23 protein-coding genes and 2 tRNA genes are annotated in these 22,435 nt (G+C 68.8%); 17 read left to right on the forward strand and 8 right to left on the reverse strand.

What is annotated here, in order from left to right; translation table 11 throughout:
* Positions 1-307: 307 nt before the first annotated feature.
* Complete coding sequence (locus FHS44_RS02065; RefSeq protein ID WP_184712138.1) at positions 308-805, reverse strand: DUF6188 family protein; 498 nt, start codon at positions 803-805, stop codon at positions 308-310.
* A 189-nt stretch (positions 806-994) separates the two neighbouring features.
* On the opposite strand from FHS44_RS02065, the gene FHS44_RS02070 reads away from it, so the two are divergent.
* Complete coding sequence (locus FHS44_RS02070) at positions 995-2,038, forward strand: hypothetical protein (protein ID WP_184712139.1); 1,044 nt, start codon at positions 995-997, stop codon at positions 2,036-2,038.
* A gap of 289 nt (positions 2,039-2,327) precedes the next feature.
* Here the strand turns inward: FHS44_RS02070 and FHS44_RS02075 are convergent, their stop codons facing one another.
* On the reverse strand, positions 2,328-2,966 hold the full coding sequence (locus FHS44_RS02075) for a hypothetical protein (RefSeq protein WP_184712140.1): 639 nt from the start codon (positions 2,964-2,966) through the stop codon (positions 2,328-2,330).
* A gap of 158 nt (positions 2,967-3,124) precedes the next feature.
* A complete protein-coding gene (locus FHS44_RS02080; RefSeq protein ID WP_184712141.1) occupies positions 3,125-4,030 on the reverse strand; it encodes a hypothetical protein in 906 nt (301 codons plus the stop codon).
* Positions 4,031-4,289: 259 nt separating this feature from the next.
* Here FHS44_RS02080 and FHS44_RS02085 point away from each other — a divergent pair, with 259 nt between their 5' ends.
* The 4 genes from FHS44_RS02085 to FHS44_RS02100 all read left to right on the forward strand — a co-directional run bounded on the left by FHS44_RS02085 (position 4,290) and on the right by FHS44_RS02100 (position 7,721).
* Positions 4,290-4,772 (forward strand): hypothetical protein, encoded by a 483-nt coding sequence (locus FHS44_RS02085; protein ID WP_184712142.1) that lies wholly within the window; start codon positions 4,290-4,292, stop codon positions 4,770-4,772.
* A 121-nt stretch (positions 4,773-4,893) separates the two neighbouring features.
* Complete coding sequence (locus FHS44_RS41590; RefSeq protein ID WP_184712143.1) at positions 4,894-5,205, forward strand: heavy-metal-associated domain-containing protein; 312 nt, start codon at positions 4,894-4,896, stop codon at positions 5,203-5,205.
* Between the two features lie 313 nt (positions 5,206-5,518).
* Positions 5,519-6,943: an MFS transporter gene (locus FHS44_RS02095; protein ID WP_184712144.1), complete on the forward strand. Its 1,425-nt coding sequence runs from the start codon at positions 5,519-5,521 to the stop codon at positions 6,941-6,943.
* 172 nt (positions 6,944-7,115) lie between these two features.
* Positions 7,116-7,721: a hypothetical protein gene (locus tag FHS44_RS02100; protein WP_184712145.1), complete on the forward strand. Its 606-nt coding sequence runs from the start codon at positions 7,116-7,118 to the stop codon at positions 7,719-7,721.
* Positions 7,722-7,739: 18 nt separating this feature from the next.
* Here the strand turns inward: FHS44_RS02100 and FHS44_RS02105 are convergent, their stop codons facing one another.
* On the reverse strand, positions 7,740-8,525 hold the full coding sequence (locus FHS44_RS02105; RefSeq protein ID WP_184712146.1) for an alpha/beta fold hydrolase: 786 nt from the start codon (positions 8,523-8,525) through the stop codon (positions 7,740-7,742).
* Between the two features lie 183 nt (positions 8,526-8,708).
* Between FHS44_RS02105 and FHS44_RS02110 the strand changes: the two genes are divergently transcribed.
* A complete protein-coding gene (locus FHS44_RS02110; protein ID WP_184712147.1) occupies positions 8,709-9,653 on the forward strand; it encodes a ribose-phosphate diphosphokinase in 945 nt (314 codons plus the stop codon).
* Between the two features lie 180 nt (positions 9,654-9,833).
* Positions 9,834-10,448 carry a YceI family protein gene (locus tag FHS44_RS02115; RefSeq protein WP_184712148.1) on the forward strand — a complete coding sequence of 205 codons (615 nt, stop codon included), beginning with the start codon at positions 9,834-9,836 and terminating at the stop codon, positions 10,446-10,448.
* 7 nt (positions 10,449-10,455) lie between these two features.
* Here the strand turns inward: FHS44_RS02115 and FHS44_RS02120 are convergent, their stop codons facing one another.
* Entirely contained in the window at positions 10,456-10,773 is a 318-nt protein-coding gene (locus tag FHS44_RS02120; protein WP_184712149.1) for a hypothetical protein, read from the reverse strand.
* A gap of 40 nt (positions 10,774-10,813) precedes the next feature.
* On the opposite strand from FHS44_RS02120, the gene FHS44_RS02125 reads away from it, so the two are divergent.
* Positions 10,814-14,098 carry an ATP-binding protein gene (locus FHS44_RS02125; protein ID WP_184712150.1) on the forward strand — a complete coding sequence of 1,095 codons (3,285 nt, stop codon included), beginning with the start codon at positions 10,814-10,816 and terminating at the stop codon, positions 14,096-14,098.
* On the opposite strand, the gene FHS44_RS02130 is transcribed toward FHS44_RS02125, so the two are convergent.
* Positions 14,074-14,718 (reverse strand): hemerythrin domain-containing protein, encoded by a 645-nt coding sequence (locus tag FHS44_RS02130; protein WP_312863504.1) that lies wholly within the window; start codon positions 14,716-14,718, stop codon positions 14,074-14,076. The genes FHS44_RS02125 and FHS44_RS02130 overlap by 25 nt on opposite strands.
* Before the next feature lie 172 nt (positions 14,719-14,890).
* Between FHS44_RS02130 and FHS44_RS02135 the strand changes: the two genes are divergently transcribed.
* The 5 genes from FHS44_RS02135 (at position 14,891) to FHS44_RS02155 (ending at position 16,575) form a co-directional block, all read left to right on the forward strand.
* Positions 14,891-14,963 (forward strand) — tRNA-Thr (locus FHS44_RS02135).
* Between the two features lie 200 nt (positions 14,964-15,163).
* A tRNA-Met gene (locus FHS44_RS02140) sits at positions 15,164-15,237 on the forward strand.
* A 73-nt stretch (positions 15,238-15,310) separates the two neighbouring features.
* Entirely contained in the window at positions 15,311-15,475 is a 165-nt protein-coding gene (rpmG, locus tag FHS44_RS02145) for a 50S ribosomal protein L33 (protein ID WP_036325591.1), read from the forward strand.
* Between the two features lie 225 nt (positions 15,476-15,700).
* Positions 15,701-16,147: a MaoC family dehydratase N-terminal domain-containing protein gene (locus FHS44_RS02150; RefSeq protein ID WP_184712151.1), complete on the forward strand. Its 447-nt coding sequence runs from the start codon at positions 15,701-15,703 to the stop codon at positions 16,145-16,147.
* The gene (locus FHS44_RS02155; RefSeq protein ID WP_184712152.1) at positions 16,147-16,575 is read left to right on the forward strand and encodes a MaoC family dehydratase; all 429 of its coding nucleotides are present in this window, start codon (positions 16,147-16,149) and stop codon (positions 16,573-16,575) included. Before FHS44_RS02150 ends, FHS44_RS02155 begins: the two co-directional genes overlap by 1 nt.
* Before the next feature lie 27 nt (positions 16,576-16,602).
* Here FHS44_RS02155 and FHS44_RS02160 read toward each other — a convergent pair whose 3' ends face one another.
* A complete protein-coding gene (locus tag FHS44_RS02160) occupies positions 16,603-17,232 on the reverse strand; it encodes a TetR/AcrR family transcriptional regulator (RefSeq protein WP_184712153.1) in 630 nt (209 codons plus the stop codon).
* Positions 17,233-17,303: 71 nt separating this feature from the next.
* Here FHS44_RS02160 and FHS44_RS02165 point away from each other — a divergent pair, with 71 nt between their 5' ends.
* From FHS44_RS02165 to FHS44_RS02175, 3 genes are all read left to right on the forward strand, one after another.
* On the forward strand, positions 17,304-18,512 hold the full coding sequence (locus tag FHS44_RS02165) for a glycosyltransferase family 2 protein (RefSeq protein WP_184712154.1): 1,209 nt from the start codon (positions 17,304-17,306) through the stop codon (positions 18,510-18,512).
* Between the two features lie 53 nt (positions 18,513-18,565).
* Positions 18,566-19,615 carry a UDP-N-acetylmuramate dehydrogenase gene (locus tag FHS44_RS02170; protein WP_184712155.1) on the forward strand — a complete coding sequence of 350 codons (1,050 nt, stop codon included), beginning with the start codon at positions 18,566-18,568 and terminating at the stop codon, positions 19,613-19,615.
* Between the two features lie 224 nt (positions 19,616-19,839).
* On the forward strand, positions 19,840-20,409 hold the full coding sequence (locus FHS44_RS02175; protein WP_184712156.1) for a TMEM165/GDT1 family protein: 570 nt from the start codon (positions 19,840-19,842) through the stop codon (positions 20,407-20,409).
* On the opposite strand, the gene FHS44_RS02180 is transcribed toward FHS44_RS02175, so the two are convergent.
* Positions 20,398-20,643, reverse strand: coding sequence for a glutaredoxin domain-containing protein (locus FHS44_RS02180; protein ID WP_184712157.1), 246 nt, complete (start codon positions 20,641-20,643; stop codon positions 20,398-20,400). The two genes, FHS44_RS02175 and FHS44_RS02180, sit on opposite strands and share 12 nt — an antisense overlap.
* A 128-nt stretch (positions 20,644-20,771) precedes the next feature.
* Between FHS44_RS02180 and FHS44_RS02185 the strand changes: the two genes are divergently transcribed.
* A complete protein-coding gene (locus FHS44_RS02185; protein ID WP_184712158.1) occupies positions 20,772-22,394 on the forward strand; it encodes an ABC transporter substrate-binding protein in 1,623 nt (540 codons plus the stop codon).
* The last annotated feature ends 41 nt before the right edge of the window (positions 22,395-22,435 follow it).

The raw sequence follows: 22,435 nt of genomic DNA on the forward strand, positions 1-22,435 counted from the left end.
CGAAGGATTTGCTTCCAGCCGGTTTCCTGCCGTTGTCGCTGAGTTCTGGGCGGGCCATTACACCGATGCGGGTCGACGATCGCGCTGTGGCTAGTCACCGTACGGAGTGGCGGGCGATCGACGGTCTGGGACTTCGTGCCTCAGCCTCAGTCCACCGGGCAACGGTGTTGAGGACTGTCTCCGGCGTGCCCGTCAGGAGAGAACGAGGGGGAGCCGCGGGACTTATGGGAAAGCTCAAACTGCCTCTGAGTCGCGATTGAGCATGCCATGGGCCGTGTGCCGAGATCTTCTGAACTGGTGTGTCGGGTCATCGCCAAACCGCGAGATCACCGTCTGGTTGGCAAACGAGAAACAGAGTGTCTGGACCGTGTGCGCTCCACGCCTCGTACTGGTGATTACGTTGCACGTTCAGATGTGCTCCGGTGCTGAAGACCAATCTCAGCGCGCCGGATTTGAAGGCAACCGATGAGAGAACCATCGCGCCAAAGAGCGTCAGAACTGGCGCTATCTCTCGGCGCTCGGGGACGAGCCGAACCGTCGTCGCGTCTGGAGCGCTCAGCGGGCCGTGGCTGAGCATCGCCTCACCCCCAATATCCACGTAAGCACCGCTGTTCAGAAGCAATGTCAATTGACGATCCAACCGGACTTGAATCACGTGCATCCCCCGATAGGGCAGCAGCCAACGATCCTTCAGCTCGGTCAACTCTGTCGGTGCACCCACATGCAAATCCTGCCAGGTGTCTACTGCAACCCGCTTCATCATTTCCGCGCTCGGGTTCGGCGTGCTCGTCAGCAGGGTGATCAAGGGGACTCACGAGGAACCACGGTCACTGCCCCCACTCCCCACAGGTCAGCATCTTCCCAGCTCAGCAGCCAGGCGTGATAGAGAATTCCCAAGCTGATAGCCCGGGTTTGACAGGGAGTAGCACTATCAGGAGGGCGAGTTTTCCACTTTGCATCACTGGTGCGTGGTCAGTCCATCACACTTCGCAGTGTGGAAGATACCTCTGTCCCCTCGCGCCGGTTCGGCCCTGAGTTTGTCGAAGAGTACCGTCGCCGCCACGGCAACAAGCCTCCGCAGGGGCGAACTCTCACCTACGAGAACGCTGTGAACGAGGAGTTTGCGCCACGTCGGGACTGGCTTGATGAGCAACTACGTCAGCTGTCTGTCAGGCAGGCCGACCGGCTCGCACGCTGTGTGTGGAAAGACGAGCACTACTGGTCCGTTCACTTCGAGATGGCAGTCGGTGCTGCATTACGCCAGGCCGGGCTGCATATCGTCTATGACTACTTCTGGGGTAGGCAGACACCCGACTGGACCGTGATGTCGGACACCGGTGAGCCGCTGTGCCTGGTTGAGGTGTACACCGCCTCCCCTCCGCAGAAGACCTACGACTCAATGCGCGCCTGGCACCAGTTGACCCAGCAGATCAAGACCATCCCGGTCGGAGTGGTGCTCAGGCTGGAGCCCACTGGCCGACCCGTCCAGGCGCCTGACTCACGCACGGCCAAGAGAATCGCAGGAGAGATTCGGGGGGCACTGTGCGGTGCGCTGTGTCCGTCCCGTATTTCCACCAGCTTCGGCTACACCTTTCTCGTTCAAGGTGACCGCTACGGGGGTGTGATTCCCTCTCCCTTCGGGTTGTTCGCCTGTTTCGATCCACCCAGTTCGACCGCCGGACAAGTCAGTGCGGCGCAGATCATCCAGCCTGTCAAGGACAAGATCAGCAAGTATCGGCGGATAGTCGACGAACATGATCTGCCGCTGGTAGTGGCAGTAGGCGCGCACCGCTTCACAGGCCTAGGATTACGTGAACTCGACGACTTGCTCACTGGCGAGCCGGTCCTGACCTTCCAGTTCAATCTGGGCGACACGCATGTCGATGATGCGATCTTTCCGCCGCCTCGCTGGGATATGCCCAGGGAGTTATCCGGACTGTTGTGGGTCGACAACAAGTTTCCGTTCGCCGTGACAAGCCGACCTAACCCCGCCGCGCACCGTCCAATGCCTGCCACGCTGGCCAGCTTGGGAGCCTGACTCAGGGGAGTGACCTTCTTGGCCAGTTGGTGAGAAGGGAATGTGCTGCGCACCGGGGCAGCGGCCATGTCGCCGTAGGAACGGTAACGAGCTGTAAAATCGTTGGCTTAGCCTACTCAGGTTTGAACCCTGGATCCGCTACCGGTAGCAGGAAGCCTCCGATCGTAGAGATGCGGCCGGGAGCTTCTTCTGTTGGGGTACTGATCTCCGCTGTTGTTTCTTGTTTCCGGGTGGTTCGGTACGTGTGGGGCACGGGTGCCTGCTGCCAGTCCGATCAGCTTGGCTGTTGTCATCCTGCCCAGAAGCTTTGGTTTGCTGAATGCTTTCTCCACCTCAGTGAGGCCGCGCCAAGGGTGTTCAGGCCTGCGCCCCAGATGAGGACGACGACGGTCCACTGTGACCATGCCAGGGGGCTCATCTGGCCGGAGAGGAGGTTTTGGGCGGTGGTGTAGGGGGTGAGCCAAGGTTGGGCGGGGTGGAGGGGGGTGATGCTGCCGAGGGTCAGCCATAGGCCCATTGGCAGGACGATGGTGCTGAGGCAGGCGATGACGGGGGAGCGTAGGAGCAGGCCCAGGCCGGTGCCGGTGAGTTGGGCGACTGTCTGTACCAGCACGCTGCCTGCGGCGAGGTTCCCCGCGTTGAGCCATGGGTCCGGGCCTGAGGCGGCCGGAGCGATCGTGAGTGCCAGGGCGCAGACCAGGATTCCGAACACGCCGACGGCGGCGGCCAGCAGGGTCGCTGCCAGCAGGGTTGGGGTGAGCCGGGCCGTACGAGGTGATCTCCACAGGTCATGGGCCAGCAGTGCGCCGAGGAAGGGCAGTGGGATCGACATCAGGCTCTGGGTTGCTTCGGTGAGGGCGGCGAACGTCCGGCCTGCGGGCAGGGTTACGGCGGGTGCCAGGCCCACCAGCAGGGTGATCGCGACCATCAGCAGTCGGGGACGCGTCCCGACAGAGCGCCGGAGTGCGGCGCTTGTCGCTTTTACCAAGCTGGTGTACGCCTCGCCGGTGTTCACGGGATGCTCTCTCCGATCCTTATGTCATGTTTTGTGTGGTTGATGAAGTCGCCCACGAGTCGAGGGAGGGGCTACTTCGGGGTGCCGAGGTTGAAGGTGGTGTCGGTCAGGGTGATTGTTCTTGTTTCTGGGGTGTTGAGGAGGGGTTTGAGAGCGGAGAGTTTCCAGTGGTCGAGGAGGAGGGCGTGTACGGTGCCTTCTTTGGCTGTTTCGGTCAGGCGGTGGGGGGTCAGGCCGAACTGGCTGAGGTCGTCTGTTTCGTGGAGTTTTCTGGTCCACCGGCGGAACTCCGCCAGGGCCGCCTCCGGTTCGGTCTCGCACTGGTAGGTGGGGTCGCCCTCGGCGGTCATGCCGCGGTTCCAGACGATCGCGTTCGTCAGGGGAATGGGGTCGGAGTCGTCGTAGTAGGACGGGGCGTAGACGTAGGAGACGCCCGTCCCTCCGCAGAGGCGGTGCCTCCGGTTGAAGGCGACGAGCTGTTCGGTGGTCATCGGGTGGGTGAACTCCACGACCGCGACGGCCTCCAGCGTCTGCGGGAGGGCGTCGATGGTCTTTCGGCTCGCCTCCGTCAGCGTTTTATCCTCGCCGGGGTTCGCGTCCACCGCGGTGATCGCGTCTCCCAGTCTGCCGGAGGGGCCGGAGAGGGAGGGGGCTCGGATGACGCCGAACAGGTCCTTCGTGATCTCGTACTCCCGCCAGGGTTGATCATGGTCGGCCCGGCGTGGTTCCCCGGTCAGCGTGTAGGTCGTGCCCAGTAGTCCTCCGCCGTCGCTGTAGCCGGTCGAGAGGCGTTTGTCGGGGTTCGTGATGCGGGCGGCTGTGCCGTACACCTGGGCCAGGCGTTTGTCGTCGAGGTCGACGAACGTCGCCAGTGCGCCTTCGGCCGCGTAGAGCGCCACGAACAGGGTCATGCTGACGATCAGGACCCTGAGGAGGGACCTGGCCACATACGCCCAGTCAGGTTCTCTCACGTTCATCGCCACGCTCCCGTGATCTAGGTCAAGGAGCACGATAGCCACAAAAGGGGTTGTTTGTACGGCATTGGCCACCTGAAGGCTTCCTAGGAAAGGTGTTATATGCCGGAAAATGTTTTATTTGTGGATCGGGCGACCTGGGTGTGGCCATGATTGGGGAATGAATTTTTTCAGGACCGTTGTCGCGGTCGTTCTGGCCGGAGCCTTTCTCACCTCCTGTGATTCGGCACAGGTTTCCCCGGTCTCCACGGGGAGTGGCGCGGTGGTCACGCCGACGGGGTCTACCGCGGAAGAGGGACTGTATCCTCCGGGTTTCGATCCGACCGCATACTCGCCACCTGACCACTGGCAGGAGGCCTGCAAAAAGACCTACACCAGATTCGCTGTTCCATTGCTCGCCGGATGGAACTCGATTCGGGGTCTTCTCGAAAACTCAGAGTATTCCTCCTATCACTCCAGGATGCTCATGGTGGTCCATGAGATGCTCGCCGAGTCTCCACAGCAGAAAAGGCTGAAAGCCTGCCAGGGGGTCGATCCGGTGATCGGAGATCGGTTCGAGCGCAGCCTGGCCCGCCTCCGGGTGGCCGCGTACATCGTCTGCCCGGGGGAGAGGGCGCGGTCGTGCGGGGCAAGGAAGCTGACGGCGGACGAGCGAACCACTCTGGACGGGATCATCCCTGAGGTGCTCGCCGCGCTCCCGCCGAAACGTTGGCAGGGAAGCGCGAACGCCTCTGGCCACGGCTGAGGTGGTCGAAGCTCACGGCTGTCCGGACGGATCGGGACCCGCTCTTGGAAATAGAACCCCTGGGGGGTATGTTGATGCCGCATGACGACATACCCCCCGTGGGTAATGAGAGGAGAGGTCCATGTGTACGGCATGTGCGTGCGGCACCCAGGGCGGCACCCAGGACGGCGCCCAGAACGGCGACTCCGCGCGGGCGGTTGCCGGTGGCGCTGAGGCGAGCGTCTACACGGTCAGCGGGATGACCTGTGGGCACTGCGTCTCGTCGGTCTCCAATGAGATCGGCGAGGTCGGTGGCGTGACCGATGTCCGGGTCGATCTGGCCAGCGGCGCGGTCACCGTCAGCGGGGCGGGCTTCTCCGACGAGGAGATCCGTGCGGCGGTGGAGCGGGCGGGCTACACGTTGGCCGCCACCCTGCCCGTCAGCGCCGCCTAGGAGATGCCCCCTGGGGGGTAGCGCCCTCCGGAGCGGACACGGCCCGCGGGCTGTGCCGTACAGGAAGCCCCAAAAACGGGAAGCCCCAGAAACAGGAAGCTCCAGAAACAGGGAGTCCCGAGAACAGGAGGCTCCCAGAAGCAGGAAGTTTCCGGAAACGGGGAGCCCCTGGGAACAAGGCGCTGCCCGAGGAACGAGTGGTGGGCGTGCATTGGCGTGCACGCCCACCGCGGGGCCGGTCGAGTCGAATCACCCTCAATCCCCACCCCCATCCTGCCTCGTCGGCAGGAATGCGAGAAATCAGGAGTGCGGCATGAATGCCGTCAATCCACGCAGGTGGCAGGCGCTCATCGTGCTCGCCGCCGCGCAGTTCATGGTCATCATGGATACCTCGATCATCGGCGTCGCCCTGCCCGACATGCAGCGCGACCTCGGCTTCTCCGCAGGCGGTCTGCAGTGGGTCTTCAACGCCTACGTCATCGCCTTCGGTGGTCTGCTGCTCCTCGGCGGAAGGCTGTCCGACCTGTTCGGCGCCCGTAAGGTCTTCACCACCGGCTGGATCATCCTGGTCGCCGGTTCGGTCGTCGCCGCGGTGGCGGACACCGCCTGGGTCGAGATCCTCGGCCGTGGCGTCCAGGGAGTGGGCGGGGCGCTCATCGCCCCCGCCTCGATGACCCTGCTCATGATGCTCTTCGGACACAACCCGCGCGAACTGGGCAAGGCCATGGCCCTGTACGGCGCGGCCGCCCCGGCCGGAGGCACCGCAGGGGTGTTCCTCGGCGGCGTCATCACCGAGTATCTGAGCTGGCCGTGGGTCTTCATCGTCTACGTGCCCATCGGCCTGGCCACCCTGGCGGCTGTGCCCGCGCTGCTTCCCTCGGTCCAGGGCAGACGCGGTTCGGTCGACGTGCTGGGCGCCGTCTCCGTGACCGGGGGAATCGCCCTGGCCGTCTACGCCATCGTGCGGGCGCCCGAGCAGGGGTGGACCTCGGTGGCGACGGTGCTTGAGTTCGCCGGGGCGCTCGCGCTGCTGGCGCTGTTCCTGGTGGTCCAGCGGACCGTGCGTGAGCCGCTCATGCCGCTCGCCGTCTGGCGCACGCCCGGCCTGGCCACCGCGAACCTCGCGATGGCCCTGCTCGGGGCGGCCTGGATCCCGATGTGGTACTTCCTCAACCTCTATCTGCAGCAGGTCCTCGGCTACGGCGCCTTCCCCAGCGGGGCCGCGCTGCTGCCGATGACCGTGGCGATCATGATCTTCATGATCGGGATCACCGCCCGGCTGCTCGGCCGGTTCGGCGCCAAGCCGCTCATCGTCGTCGGCCTGGCGGTCATGGCGGTGGGCGTCGGGGGACTTGCCTTCGCCAGGCCGGACGGCGTCTTCGCCGTGGACGTCCTGCCCGCCTCCCTCATCGCCGCCGTGGGCATGTCCCTGGCGTACATCCCGGCGATGATGTCGGCCATGTCGGGGGCGGGGCCGCAGGAGAGTGGGCTGGCCTCGGGCATCGTCAACACCACCTACCAGATCGGCTCGGCGATCGGCCTGGCCGCGATGACCGCGATCGCCACCTCCCGGCCGGTCGAGCCGGGAGACCTCGCCGGGCTCACCGACGGCTTCCAGGGCGCCTTCGTCGGCGCCGGGACAGTGGCCGTCGTGGGGGCCGTCCTCACCCTGCTGCTCATGCGCGGGCCGAGGCGCTCCGACGAGGAGAGCCAGGAAAGGGAGACCGCCCGCGTGTGAGACGGCTTCGGGGACCTGCCCGGCGGGTCCCCGAACCGTGTGAGCTGGATCTCGCGGTTCGGGCCTCGTGCAAGTGCGGGCCTGCCTACGACGGACATACGACAGAAGCCTGCCCACGGCAGATACGCGGTAGAAGCGGTAAAAGAGGAGCGTGGCTATTGAGCGTCCGTTTGTGGATTTTGCGAAGGTCGTCGTGGGCGCCCTGGTGTTCGGGGTGGGGTTCGGGGCGGTGACCTCCCTGGTCAATGCGGTCTCCCACCACTACGCGGACCTCGAAAGTGAGGCCGCCACGATCAGCGGCGCGTCGCCCATCGAGATCGTGAGCGTGATGATCGACTCTGGCTGGGCGTGGGCGGGAGCGGCGGTCGCCGTGGGATGGCTGGTCACCCGTACAAACCGGTCCTCGGCGCTCGCCAGGGGAGCCGTCGCCGGTGTCGTGGCGCTGCTCGCGGCCACGGCGGCCTACGGTTTCGTGGACACCTTCCAAAGCGGTGGACCGTACATGCCCGAACACCCCGTCTGGTGGGTGGCCAGCGTTGTCTTCGGCGCGCCCCTGGGAGCCGCGGGCGCCTGCGCCGTACGCCCCGGGGTGGTCGGCCTCCTCGCGAGACTGGTCGTGCCGGTCGGCGCCGCCGTACAGATGGTCGTGCTTCCCCCGGGCAGGAACGAGCGGATCGTCGTCATCGGCCAGACGGTCGTGTGGGCGCTGGCCGCGATCTGTGTCGGCTTTGTCGTCATCCGCTTCCTTGGCGGGCGCCGTTCCGCACAGGCCGGTTGAGAAAGCTAGCGGATCGGCTCAGCGCAGGAACTCCAGGAGCACCGGGGTGATGGCCTCGGGGGCGGGGCCGTGGCCCTGACCGGGGAGGACACGGCGGGCCGCGTTGGGCAGGGCCATGGCCACCGCGTCGGCGGCCTCGGGGAGACCGGGGAAGGTCTGGTCGCCCGAGTAGACCACCGTCGGCACGGTGACCGAGGACCAGCGCCCTGCCCAGTCGGGATCGACGTTGATGTCGTGGACGGCGGCGATGTCGTAGACGAGCGTCGGGGCGACGGAGACCATCCCCGCCCAGCCGGGCGACTGGGCCATCCCCTCGACGACCTCGGCCGGGATCCCGATCACCGACGTCATGTTGTAGCGCATCGCCTCGTCGTTCCTGCCCTCCGCGAGCAGGGAGCGCAGCACGGTCAGGTGCTCGGAGTTGTCGACCTCGGCCATCAGCGGCGGCTCGTAGAGCGCGAGCGCGGTCACGCCGACGTCCGCGTCCGCCGCGCCCAGGGCGACGGTGGCTCCGGACGAGCTGCTGTAGACGGTGGCGGTTCCTCCGACGGCCTTGATCAGCGCCGCGAGGTCCTCGACCTCCCGCTCAAGCGCCCACGGCTGGGTGTCGCCGGAGCGCCCGCGTCCGCGGCGGTCGTAGTCGACGGCCGTGAAGCCCTCGGCGGCGAGCCGCCGCCCGATCTGGCGGGTCTCCTGGTCGATGGCGCGGTGCTGGGTGGCGCCGCCGACGAAGACGACGGCGGGTCCGTCACCGTACCGGTCGTAGTCGATGACCGTGCCGTCCCGCGAGATGACTGTGCTCAAGGTCCTGTCCCCGATCGGTGAGATGGAAGCGCACGGCCAATCCTAGGGACGGCCACCGACACTTTCCGAGCACCTGCCCAGGGGTCCGAATCTCCAACGGAGTGGGGGTAAGTCCGATTTGGGGGCACATGTAGCATGCGTCTCGCTTGACCGATTCAGCACCAGTCCGAGCGAGGAGCGGCTGTGCGAGACATCACCGTGTTCAGTGGAAGCGCGCACCCTGAACTGGCGACCGAGATCTGCTCCCACCTGGGGACTCCGTTGCATCCGGTCCGGGTGAAGCGGTTCGCCAACGACTGTCTTGAGGTGCAGTTGCAGGCCAACTGCCGGGAACGGGACGTGTTCCTGATCCAGCCGCTCGTACCGCCCGTTCAGGAGAACCTCGTCGAACTGCTGCTGATGCTCGACGCCGCGCGAGGGGCGTCCGCGGCCAGGACGACCGTGGTGATGCCGCACTTCTCCTACGCGCGTTCCGACAAGAAGGACGCCCCGCGCATCTCGATCGGGGCTCGTCTGGTGGCCGACATCCTGGCGACCGCCGGGGCCGACCGGGTGCTCACCATGACCCTGCACTCCCCGCAGGTGCACGGCTTCTTCAGCGTCCCGGTCGATCACCTGCACGCCCTGCGCGAGCTGGCCGCCCACTTCCGGCAGTACGACCTGTCCAACACCGTCGTGGTCTCTCCCGACCTGGGCAACGCCAAGGAGGCCGCGGCCTTCGCCCGGCTGCTGGGGACCGAGGTCGCGATGGGGGCCAAGCAGCGTTTCAGCGACGACCGCGTCACGATCAGCTCGGTGATCGGCGACGTCACCGGCAAGGACGTCATCGTCCTGGACGACGAGATCGCCAGGGGCACGACCGTGATCGAGCTTCTCGAACGGCTCCGCGAGCGTGACGTCAGGTCCGTGCGGATCGCCTGCACCCACGGGGTGTTCGCGGCCGGGGCCCTCGACAGGCTGGGGGAGGAGCCGGAGGTCGAGGAGATCGTCTGCACCAACACCGTCCCGCTTCCCGAGGTCAAGCCGGACTCCAAGCTCCGCGTCCTGTCGATCGCCCCCGTGCTGGCCGAGGCCATGCGCCGCATCCACGACGGCGAATCGGTCAGCGCCCTGTTCGACGCCTCCTGACCAGAAAACCGTGGAAAACCACTCCGAGAATGCGGAATTTCCACGTTCCGGCCTTTCTCAAAAAGGCGCTTCGCGGAGGCCGTTAATCACGCAAACAGCATTTTGGTGTTCCACGGTTATCTCCAGGTCACTGAGTGACGTTGAAGTGCGTTCTTGTGCCCTTCGCCGGGCCGTCCCAGGATGAGGTCCTGTAGTTCTTCCGAGATCTCAGAAGAGGCGACAGTGACACGGACTGTGGAAATTCCAGGGTATGTGGCGGGGACGTGGACCATTGATCCGGTCCATTCCGAGGTCGGTTTCGTGGTACGGCACCTGCTGATCAGCAAGGTGCGTGGACGGTTCCTCGCGTTCGAGGGGCAGATCGTCACCGGGGCCGATCCGCTTGAGTCCAGCGTCACCGCGAAGGTGGACCTGACCTCGATCGACACCGGGCACCCGCAGCGGGACGACCACCTGCGCTCCGCGGACTTCCTGGAGATCGAGAAGTACCCGACCCTGACCTACCGCTCCAGCGCGCTGCGGCGTGAGGGGGACGAGTTCGTGCTGGACGGCGAACTCACGCTCAAGGGGGTCACCCGCCCGGTCCCCCTGAAGGTCGAGATCAACGGCTTCGGCCCCGACTCCTATCTCCCGGACCCCACGTCCGGCGCCCGGGTCGGCATCTCGGCGCGCGGGGAGATCGACCGCACCGACTTCGGGGTCAGCTTCAACAACCCCATCCCCGGGGGCGAGGGGCTGGCGCTCGGGGAGAAGGTGCAGATCTTCCTGGAGATCCAGGCGGCGCTCGTCGTGTGAGCGGAGATCATCCGTCGAGCGCGTCCCACAGGGTGGCGAACTCCTCGGCGGTCAGCGGGTTCAGGCCGAAGTCGTCAGGATAGAGCGGGCCCTCGGCCAGGAAGCCGTGCTCGTCGGCGATGTGCCGCCACGAGTACCGGCGGGGGACGCCGTCTGCGCCGAGTTCGGCGTGCCTGACGGGCCAGTACTCGCCGCCGTCGTCGATGACGGCCTCGAACAGCCACACGTGGCCGTCGCCGCCCCTGCCGTACCAGTACCAGTGCTGCCGGTCACTCTCGGCGAGCGCCTGGATCGCCGCCCTGCGGGGTTCCTGTGACGAGGACATCGTGCTCCTTCGCATGATGTGAAATACGCTGCCTTCTGTTATGTTGCGCGTTCTTGGTCCGCTGCAGGCGGAGATCGACGGTCGTCCGGCAGACCTGGGCGCGTTCCGGCAGCGCGCCGTACTGGCCCGGCTGGTCGCCGCGGGCGGCCACGTGGTCTCGACAGATCGTTTCATCGACGACCTCTGGCGTGGACAACCCCCGCCCAAGGCGCTGGCCGCGCTCCAGGTGTACGTGTCCAACCTGCGCCGGACCCTCGAACCCGACCGGCCGCCCCGCACCCCCGCGACCGTACTGGTCAGCGCCGCGCCCGGCTACCGGCTGCGGCTCGAACCCGAGCAGGTTGACGCCTGGGCGTTCGCCGCGACGGTCGAGGAGGCCGCCGCGGCGCTCGCCGGGGGCGAGGCGGCACGGGCGCTCGGCCTGCTGGACGGGGCGCTGGCACTGTGGCAGGGACAGGCCTACGCCGAGTTCGCCGACCAGGAGTGGGCCGCCGCCGAGGCCGCGCGCCTCGACGACCTGCGGCTGGCCGCCGTCGAACACCGCGCGGAGGCGCTGCTCGCCCTCGGCCGCAACGCCGAGGTCCGGCTCGAACAGCACGTCCGCGCCCACCCGCTCAGGGAGAACGCCGTACGGCTGCTCGCCCTGGCGCACTACCGGGCGGGACGGCAGGCGGACGCGCTGGCCGCGATCAGGAGGGCCCGCGAGACCCTCGCCGAGGAACTCGGCGTCGATCCAGGGCCCGAGCTGCGCGCCCTCGAAGCCGACATCCTCACCCACGCCGCCCGGTTGCGGACAGCCGTACCGGAACCTCCCCTGCCGTCGCCGCGCCCGCGGCCGCCCGCCGAGGCGCCGGTCGTCGAGATGATCGGCCGTACGGCGGAGCTGGCCGCGCTCGACGCCGTCGCCGAGGGCCGGGGGCTGCGCACGGTCTGGCTCGGCGGGGAGGCGGGCGCGGGCAAGAGCACGCTCGCCCACGCCTTCGCCCGGCGCCTGGCGGCCGAGGGGTGGCTGACCGCCACGGGCCGGTGCCCGGAGACCGACGGCGGGGCGCCGCCCGCCTGGGCGTGGAGCGAGGTCCTGCGCACCCTGGCCGCCGCCCGCCCCCCTCAGGACGCCCTGGCCGTACGGCTCGCGCCCCTGCTGGCGGACGAGGCGGACGAGGCCCCGGCGACCGGCCGCTTCCAGCTCGCCATGGCGGTCGAGGACTACCTGGCGCGCACCGTGACCGGGGGGACCCGGCTGCTGGTCGTCCTTGAGGACATCCACCGCGCCGACGCCGAGACACTGCGCCTTCTCCGCCACCTGGCCGTACGGCTCGCGACCGTGGAGATCATGGTCCTGGCCACCTACCGGCAGGCCGAGACGTCCGACGACCTTGAGGCGACCTGGGCGGCCCTGGCCGGGCACGACACCCACCGGCTCGACCTGGGCGGCCTCGACGTGGCGGAGGTGACCACGCTGCTGCGGGAGCGCTCAGGCCGCGACGTCGATCCCGAGACCGCCCGCGCGGTCGCGGGAAGGACCGGGGGCAACCCGCTCTTCGTCTCCGAGACGGCCCGGCTGATCAGCACGGACGGCACCGGCGCCGCCCTGGCCCTGCCGCCGGGGGTGCGCGACCTGATCAGGCGCAGGATCGCCAGGCTGCCCGCGACCGCGCGGACCACGCTGCGGGACGCGGCGGTCGTCGGCAGGGACGTGGACGTGGACGTGCTGCTCGCGCTCGGCGGCTCCGACGAGGACACCGTGCTCGAAGGGCTCGAAGCGGGCGTCATGACGGGGCTGCTGACCGAACCCGCCCCGGGGAGGGTGCGCTTCGCCCACGTCCTGGTCCGCGAGACCCTCTACGAGGACACGCCGGGGCTGCGCCGTACGCGCCTGCACGGCAGGGTTCTTGGGGCGCTCGAACAGGTCAGGCCGGGGGACGTCTCGGCCCTCGGACACCACGCGTTGGCGGCGGCGACCCCGGCCACGGCTCGGCGGGCGGTGCCGTACGTGGTGGCGGCGGCGAAACGGGCCGCGGACCTGCACGTTCACCGGGAGGCCGGGGCCCTCTACCGGGGCGCGCTCGGCCTCGTCGAGGACGACCAGGAGCGGTTCGACCTGCTGTGCCGCCTGGTGGGCGCCGAGGCGCACGAGGGCAACGTGCTCGCCGCCAGGGCCGACCGGCGGCGGGCCATCGAAGTGGCGCGGCGGCTCGGGACCGGGCTCACCCGGGCGCTGACCGCCTACGACGCCCCGGTGACCTGGTCGATCCAGCCGGAACGGCGGGTGGACGAGGAGTTCGTCGCGGCCGTCGAGGAGGCCCTGACCGGCGAGAACGACGACGAGACCCGCTGCCGGCTGCTGGCCACACTCACCTTCGAGCTCGAAGGCCACCGGGAGGAGGAGTGCGAGGCCCACAGCGCCGAGGCGCTGCGCCTGGCCAGGGACCTGGGCCGCGCCGAACTGGTCTGCCTGGCGCTCAACGCGCGCTACTTCGTCCTGCTGACCCCGGACCGGCGCGCCGAGCTGGAGGCCGTCGGGCGGGAACTGGTCGAGCTCGGCGGGCGGGCCGGGCTGCCCGGCTACCGGATGCAGGGGCACCACGCGCTCTTCATGGTGAGCCTGGGCCGCAACGACCTGGCCGCCGCCCGCCACCACGCCGACCGGGCGCTCGAACACTCCACCAGCGGCCAGCTCGGCCTGGCGCTGAGCGTGCTGGCGATGCTGGACGCCCTGGTCCTGCTGGTCCAGGGCGACTTCGCCGCCGCCGAACGGTCCTACACGCGTACGGCGGAGCGGATGGCGGCGGCCGGGGGGCCGAACGCCCTGGGCGTCGGCGTCTTCGGCCGGTTCGTGACGCGGCTCGCGGGCGGGCTGCCTCAGGACGTCGGGGAGATCAGGGCCGTCTACGAGCTGATCCCGCACGACACCTCGGAGCTGCTGGTCGCGGCGCTGGTGGCCGAGGGGCGGCACGAGGAGGCCAGGCCGCTCTGGGAACCGTACTGGCGGGCCAGGCAGGACTACTACTGGCTGATCCGGCTGGCGCTGCGGGCGGGCAACGCCGTCGCCCTCGGCGACCGGGAGGTCGCCAGGCGGTGCTACGAGGCCCTGCTGCCCTGGGACGGCGAACTGGCCGGGCTGTCGTCGGGCTCGGTCACCATGGGGCCGGTCGCGCACGTCCTGGGGGACCTCGCCGAGTTCCTCGGCGGGGACGGGGCCGACCACTACGCCAGGGCCGTACAGGTCGCGGAGCTGGTCGGCTCCCCGCACTGGGCACGCGCTGCGGCACGGGCCCTCGCCTCCGCTTCGGGAGGGGCTCACAACCCCGCGAGAGAGCCGTAGACGAGGCGCTTGCGGCGGCGGTGGCCACCGCGGAACAGGGACAGCATCACCGTCAGCGCGGGACCCGCCATCTTGCGCAGCCGGACCAACTCCTCCGGCCTGGCGTACTCCTCGATCCTGGGCAGCTCGGTCCTGACGTCACCGCCCTTGCGGACGGCCTTCTCGACCTTCTCCCAGTCGGCGACGGAGACGTACTTCCTGATGATCGGGAAGAGCAGCCGTTCCTCCTCCTCGATGTGCTCGTCGAGCATGTCGGCGAGCCTGGTGAGCAGGGCCGCCAGGCGGGCGGCGTCCCCGGTCGAGACGAAGATCTTAGCCTGGCCACTGATCTCGGCCAGCAGCGGGTCGAGCTCGGAGTGGTCGTCGCTCAGGTCCCGAAGATCGACCTCGGCCCCGGCCGACCGTTCGAGGACGGGCCAGAGCACCTCGTCCTCGGAGACGTGGTGATGGTGGATGTACGCGCACAGCTTGGTGACGTAGGTGCCGATGGCCGCCGCACGGGCCGCGTCGGCGCGCTGCCCGCCCTCGGTCAGCTCCGCGGCGAGTACGGCGAGGCGGCGGGTCTCCCCCCGCATGACGCGATGGGTGATCTGGAAACCCAGCAGTTCCGGGGTCGTCACGGCTCTCTCCTTCGTGGTGTTTCTCGTGGTGGGACCACGATGCGAGAGGCCGCTTATGGGGCACTTGGTGGCCACTTGGCATGGCCGTCGTTTGATTTCGCATCACGCCGCCGAGCCGTGTATGGTTACACCTGTCCGCAGCGCCAAGGCGAAGACCACGGCAAGCAGACAGGCCCCTTTAGCTCAGTCGGCAGAGCGTCTCCATGGTAAGGAGAAGGTCTACGGTTCGATTCCGTAAAGGGGCTCGACAGCCTCAAGGCCCTGACCAATCGGTTGGGGCTTTCGGCTTGGGTGGACGCCGAGGCCACCCGCAACGCGCTCAAGGACCCGCCGTGTGGACGGGCATAACCGGGGAAACCCGGAAGATGGCCCTGACCTGCGCAAGTACGCAGTCAGTCCGCAGGTCGGGTATCCTTGCGGAGGCCGTCAGTTCAGACGGCCCCAAGGCGGAGTAGCTCAGTCAGGCAGAGCAAACGGCTCATAATCGTTGTGTCGCCGGTTCAAGTCCGGCCTCCGCTACTACCCTCCCGGTCTCCCTCGCGGGGCACCGGTGCGGGTTGTCCCAGTCCCGAACGTAGAAAGGCACTCCCAAGTGGCTGCCACCGACGTTAGGCCGAAGATCACGCTGGCCTGCCAGGAGTGCAAGCACCGCAACTACATCACGCGGAAGAACCGGCGCAATGACCCGGATCGGCTTGAGCTGAAGAAGTACTGCCCCAACTGCAAGACGCACCGGGCGCACCGCGAGACCCGCTAGTTCTCGCGAGGGCTCCCCTTCGGGAGACGGCTGCCTCGGTAGCACCCGCAAACTCAACGCGAACCGGCGTCCTTCCATGAGAGGGCGCCGGTTTGTCGCGTTCGCACAGCTTTCCTGCCCGGCCGTTGACCACGCTCGACAGCCGTGCCGAGGCCACGGAGGGCTACGGTTTCCTGGTGGCCGTACCGGCGGCCCCAACCAGCTCGATATCCGTAAAGGAGCACGATGGCTCTGAACCGCGATTTCGTCGGGCGGGCGTCCACGCCCTCTCCGCCCTACGAGGTCAGCCGTGTGAAGATCAAGGAGTTCGCGGCGGCGATCGGGGACGACAACCCGGTCTACCGGGACGCCGAGGCCGCGCGGGCCGTCGGGCACCCCGACGTGATCGCGCCCCCGACCTTCCCCATCGTGTTCAGCCTGGTGGGCGGCTCGATCCTGGCCGACCCCGACCTGGGCCTCAACTTCGCCATGGTCGTCCACGGCGAGCAGCGCTTCGAGTACCAGCGGCCGATCCACGCCGGTGACGAGCTGGTCACCGTCTCGACGGTGACCGACATCCGCAGCGTGGGCCGCAACGAGCTCATCACCGTCAGGAGCGACGTCTCCACGGTCGAGGGCGAGCCGGTCTGCACGACCTACAACACCATCGTCGAGCGTGGAGGGGCGGGCTGATGGCCGCGACGGTCAAGTACGACGACGTCGAGACGGGCCAGGAGATCCCCGCGGTCGACTATCCGGTCCGCCGCGTCAACCTGGTGATGTACGCCGGGGCCTCCGGCGACTTCAACCCCATCCACTGGAACGAGCGCTTCGCCAAGACCGTCGGCCTGCCCGACGTCATCGCGCACGGCATGTTCACGATGGCCCAGGGTGGCCGGTTCGTCACGGACTGGGCGGGCGACCCCGGTGCCGTCGTGGACTACGGCGTCCGTTTCTCCTCCATGGTGGTCGTCCCCGACGACGAGGAGGGGGCGGTCATCACGGTGAGCGGCATCGTCGAGCAGAAGCTTGAGGACAGGCGCGTGGTGGTCGCGCTGACCGCCCGCTCCAACGACTCCCGGGTGCTCTCCAAGGCCCGCGCGGTCGTCCAACTGATCTGACGCGCCGTACGGCCTGGGCCCGGAGGCTCAGCGCGTCATGCCGCGCAGGAGCGCTCCACGGGCGGGCGGTTCGGGCAGCGGCGCCGTCTCGGGCGTGGTTCCCGGTACGGCGAAGGCCTGGAGGAGATAGGCGAGCAGCCGCCTCCAGGCCGGTGGGGCCGAGGCGACGCCCGCGGCCGCCGCGAGCAGCACGGTGACGTCCTCGGGGACGAAGTCCCTGCGCAGCCTGCCCGCGACCTTGGCGCGGCTGACGAGCTCGACCAGGCCGTGGTAGGCGCGGTCACGCTGGGCCTCCAGGGCGCGGGCGCCGGGAAAGGCCGTGGTCAGCGCCTCGGCCAGGCCACGGTCCGCGGCCTGCATGGCGCACAGGCGCTCAAGGAGGTCGCAGAAGCCGCGCCAGGAGTCGGGGTCGTCCAGGGCGGCGGCGACGGCGTCGGCGTAGGCGGTCATCCCGTCCTCGTAGGCCGCGGCGACGAGGTCCTCGCGGGTGGGGAAGCGGCGGTAGAGGGTGGCGACGCCGACCCCGGCCTGGCGGGCGACGTCTTCGAGCGGCACGCCAAGGCCGTGCTCGGCGAACATCAGCCGGGCGGCGGCCGTGACACGCTCACGGTTGCGTTCGGCGTCGGCGCGCAGCGCGGGCCTGGCGGGTGTGCTCATCCGATCATGATACCTAAGTGGAGAGTGTCCTCCACATGTATCGCCTCCCCATCCGTGGGTAGCGTCCGGGAATGAGCGAAGTACCACCTCACGTGACCGCTCTCGCCGAGCGGTGGACCAGGGCAAGGACAGGCGGCGACCACGCCGGGGAGCGGACGCTGCGCGAGGAGATCGAGGCCGAGGGCTGGCTCGTCCGTGCGCTGGACGAGGGGTTCGACCTCGTTCCCCGGCCACATTTCGACGTGTGGCCGACGGTCAGCTCCGTTCCGGTCTCCGAGGCGCCAAGGACGGAGGGGCGCGCGACCGGCACCGTACCGCTCGGGGAGGACTCCCGGGAGGCCGGGCGGATCGACGAGGCCGCGGCGCCCGGCGCCCGTCCCGAGCACCTCGACAACCTGGAGGCGGAGCGGGTCGCCGAGACCCAGGCCGCCCCCGCCCAGGAGCCCGAGGGCGCCGAACTCACCGGCAGGGCGGGCAAGGACCTGGGGGATCCCGAGCGGATGCTCGAATCCCAGTTGCTGTGGGACGCGAGCCTGGCCGTCTCCCGGCTCGACGAGGAGGTGACGCCGGTCGAGCCGGAGGAGCCGGTCGTGCCGCCGACCGTGACCGTCGCGCTCGTGGTGGACGGCTGGCCCGAGGACCTGCTCGAATGCGTCAGGGCCGTGGTCGCCCGCACCGAGGCCAGGATCGTCGCCCTTGACCTGGGCAACGTGGACGGGGCCGGTGAGGTCCTTGAGGAACTGGTCAAGGAGTATCCCCACCGGGTCGAGGCCTGGCACGTGGCCGAGATCGCGCACTGGCGGGGCGGCTCCGCGGGGTGGGGCGAGAGCCGTACGAAACTGTTGGAGCTTGACGGGTCCGACGTGCACGTGGTGATGGAGACCTCCACGATCCTGGACGGTGACGCGATCACCCCGCTGGTCAGGGCGCTCGATGACGACGTGGCCGCGGCGGGCTGGAAGGGCGTCAACCCGGGGGAGGACGGCCACGACTGGCACGAGGCCGGGCCGGGGGAGGTCAAGGGGGTGCTCGGCCACCTGTTCGCCGTACGGCGCGACACCGCCCTCGGCGCGGGCGGCTTCTCCCGCGACGCGCGCTACTACCGCAACGCCGACCTGGAGTTCTCCCTGTCGCTGCCCGGCACGATCGTCGCGCTCGACCGGGACCTGCCCGTCCACCAGGAACGGCACCGCGGCTATCACGACGTCGATCCGGCCTATCGCGACAGGGAGTCGAGCAGGACCTACGACCGGGTGCTCGGCCTGCTCCGCTCCACATAGCCGGGCTCCCCGTAGGCTGGTCGCCGGATTGTCGCACCGGTGTGGGGAAGCGCATGACTGAGCGGGTCGCAGGGGTACGGCTGGCGCCGTACACGACGTTGGGGCTCGGCGGGCCCGCGAGGGCGTTCGCCGAGGCCGGGTCGGCGGAGGAGATCGTCGAGCTGGTCGCGGCGGCGGACGCGGCGGGCGAGCCCGTGCTCGTGCTCGGCGGCGGCAGCAACCTGGTGGTGGCCGACGAGGGGTTCGACGGCCTGGTGGTGCGGGTCGCCTCGAAGGGTGTGCGGACCGAGGCGCACGACGGGCGGGTCCGGGTCACCGCGCAGGCGGGTGAGGACTGGGACGCCCTGGTCGCGCTGGCCGTCGCCGAGGGGTGGTCAGGCGTCGAGTGCCTGTCGGGCATCCCCGGTCTCGTCGGCTCCACGCCGATCCAGAACGTCGGCGCCTACGGGCAGGACGTGTCGCAGACGATCACCGGGGTGCGGGTCCACGACCGCAGGACGGGCGAGGTCAGGGACCTGGACGCGGCGGAGTGCGGCTTCGCCTACCGCGACAGCGCGTTCAAGGGGGAGCCGGGCAGGCACGTGGTGCTCGCGGTGACCTACGAGCTGGCCGCCGACGACCTGTCGGGGCCGGTCGCCTACAAGGAGCTGGCGGGCAGACTGGGCGTCGAGCTGGGGGAGCGGGTGCCGCTCGGCCAGGCCCGTGAGGGCGTGCTCGCCCTGCGCGCGGGCAAGGGCATGGTGCTCGACCCCGACGACCCGGACACCCACAGCGCGGGCTCGTTCTTCACCAACCCGGTCCTCAGCGCCGAGCAGGCGGCCCAGCTCGACCTGCGGGTGCCCGGTTTCCCCCGCTGGGACACGCCTGACGGCTCCGTGAAGGTCCCCGCGGCCTGGCTGATCGAGAACGCGGGCTTCCCCAAGGGCTACCGGCGTGGCCCGGCGCGCATCTCGACCAAGCACACCCTGGCCATGACCAACCCCGAGCTGACGGCGACCACCGAGGAGCTGCTCGACCTGGCCCGCGAGGTGCGGGACGGCGTGTGGGAGAAGTTCGGCGTCACCCTTGTCAATGAGCCCGTGATGGTAGGCACCGCTTTGTGAGGGCCTGTTATGGTTGAGCGGTAACACCCGAAGGGGAGTAGTCCCAATCGCGTGATCGACACACTGGCGCCCCGGCGCCCGGTCACGCGGGCCTCATGGTCATCGAGGCGGACGAGACCTTCGGCCTGGCAGGCACACATTCGATGCCGCCGGGCCGAAGTCGTGCCCGAAACTCCCCGGGTGCCCCCCTTCCGGCCCGGCCGCGCGCGCGGAAGGGCAGCTCGTTGGACGCTTTCTGGATCAGTCTCGTCGTGATCTTCGTCGCCGAACTCGGCGACAAGAGCCAGCTCATGGCGATGACCTTCGCGACCAGGTTCAAGCCGTGGCCGGTCCTGGCCGGGATCACCGTGGCCACCGCGGTCGTCCACCTCGTCAGCGTCGGCCTGGGCAGGCTGGCCGGTGATCTCATCCCCACCACGGCGATCACGGTCATCGCGGGCCTGGCGTTCCTGGGATTCGCCGTGTGGACGCTGCGCGGGGACGAGTTGACCGACGAGGAACAGCAGAAGGCCAGCCGTACGACCAGGTCGGCGATCGTGGCGGTGACCGTCGCGTTCTTCCTCGCCGAGCTCGGCGACAAGACCATGCTGGCGACCATCACGCTGGCCACGCAGTACGGCTGGTTCGGCACCTGGCTCGGCTCGACGGTCGGCATGGTCGCCGCGGACGCGCTGGCCATCGTGGTGGGCCGCATGCTCGGCAAGCACCTGCCGGAGAAGGTGATCAGGTACGGCGCCGCCGCCGCGTTCGCCGTCTTCGGAATCCTGCTGCTGGTCGAGCCGCTATTCGCCTGAGCCCAGCCGCTCGCGGATCTCCCTGAGGCTCGGGTTGACCAGGCCGGTGCCGTCGGGCATGACCACGGTCGGGATGAGCCAGGAGCCACCGCCGATCTCGGTGACGCGCTCGATCGCCCCCGGGGTGTCGTCGATGTCCACCTCGGTGAAGGGGATGCCCGCGCGGGTGAGGTCGGCCTTCAGGCGGTGGCAGTGGCCACACCAGGGGGCGCCGTAGACGGTGAGGGAGTCCATGTATTCCCCATTCGGAAGGTGGGTTTGACCGGGATGCCATCGGGCGAATACTCTCCTGAGCCAAGTGGATAGTAATGGTAGACGCAGCAGCTAGACAGGCTGACTGGTCGCACGAAAGTAGGTCCCCCGTGGCCGGTCTCCCCGACGTCGCCCTCACCCGGCGCTCCCTCCTGAGGTCCCTCGCCGTCGTGGGCGGACTGGCCGCGGTCCCCGGTCTCGCCGCCTGCGGCACTTCCGCTTCTCCGGCTCCCGCTTCCGGGAAGGCCGAGGTGCTCAGGGTCGCGCTGCCCTCCTCGATCGGCTCGCTCGACGCGAGCAAGGAGGCGGGCATCATGAACTACGTCGTCGCGCTGCTCTGCCAGGAGGCGCTCGTCGGCGTCGGCCAGGACGGCAGTCTCACCCCGGCCCTCGCCGAGTCGTGGGAGCGGAAGGACCCGAAGACCTACGTCTACAAGGTCCGCTCCGGGGTGACCTTCGCCGATGGCACGCCGCTGACCGCCGACGACGTCGTGGCCAGCCTCGACCTGCACGCGAAGAAGGGCTCCACCTCGGCGTACGCCTACGCCTACGCCAACGTGGACACGATCAAGGCCGACGGCTCCACGGTCACGATCACCCTGAAGGAGCCGGACGCCTCCTTCGCCTGGACGCCCTCCCCGGGCACCCTGCAGATCACCAGCAGGAAGTTCGTCGAGACGACCGGCGAGAACATCGGCACCCCGGCCGGGAAGATCCTCGGCACGGGACCGTACAGGGTGACCGAGTTCGCGCCCGACTCGCACGTGACGCTTGAGCGCAACGACACCTGGTGGGGCGGCAAGGCGCCCTACCGGCAGATCAGGCTGGACTTCGTCCCCGAGGAGTCGACCCGGCTGCTCGCCATGCGCGGCGGCTCGGTTGACGTCGCGCTGAACGTCCCCGCCGAGCAGATCGACCAGTGGAAGGCGATCACCGGCGTCGAGGTCCGTACGGCCAGCGACCGGTCCCTGGTCACCCTGGCCTTCAACACCGCCAAGAAGCCCTGGAACGACCTCCACGTCCGTAAGGCCGTCGCCCACGCCGTGGACCGGGAGGGCATCGTCCGCAGCGTGCTGCGCGGCCACGGCCAGGTCGCGCTGACCGTTCCCGACCCGGCCCAGTGGGGTGGTGTGCTCGACGAGGCACAGGTCAAGGACCTCTACGGGCGCATTCCGCAGTACGGCTTCGACCTCGCCAAGGCCAAGGAGGAGCTGTCCTTCTCCTCGGTGCCGAACGGCTTCTCCGACGTGCTGACCTACCCGAGCAGCGGTCCCCAGCTCGGCAGGGCCGCCCTCACCCTCGCCGAGAACCTCAGGACCATCGGCATCACCCTTGAGGTCAAGGAGATCCCCCTCGAACAGTGGATCGCCGAACTGGGCAAGCATGACTCCGGCGTCTATCTCGGGTGGTACTTCGCCACGACCGGCGACCCCTCCGAGTACGTCCAGCAACTGCTCAACGGCGCCTACGCCGGGGAGAACGGCTCCAACATCGCCGAGTACGCCAACGCCGAGGTGACCGGGCTGCTCGACGACGCCAAGAAGAGCACCGACGACGCGGCCAGGGGCAAACTGCTGGGGGACGCGCTGGTCAGGGCGGCCGCCGATGTGCCTTATCAGCCACTGTGGTGGGGGGAGGCGGCCACGGCGTTCGGCCCGAAGGTGGGCACCACGGAGTTCGGCCCCTACTTCTTCGTCGCCCCCTGGGCCACCAAACTCACCCCCCGCTCATGACCTCCCCTGACGCTTCCCCCGGCGTTTCCTCGGGTGGTTCC

It is taken from the genome of Streptosporangium saharense (genome assembly GCF_014203715.1).
Taxonomy (GTDB): Bacteria; Actinomycetota; Actinomycetes; order Streptosporangiales; family Streptosporangiaceae; genus Streptosporangium; species Streptosporangium saharense.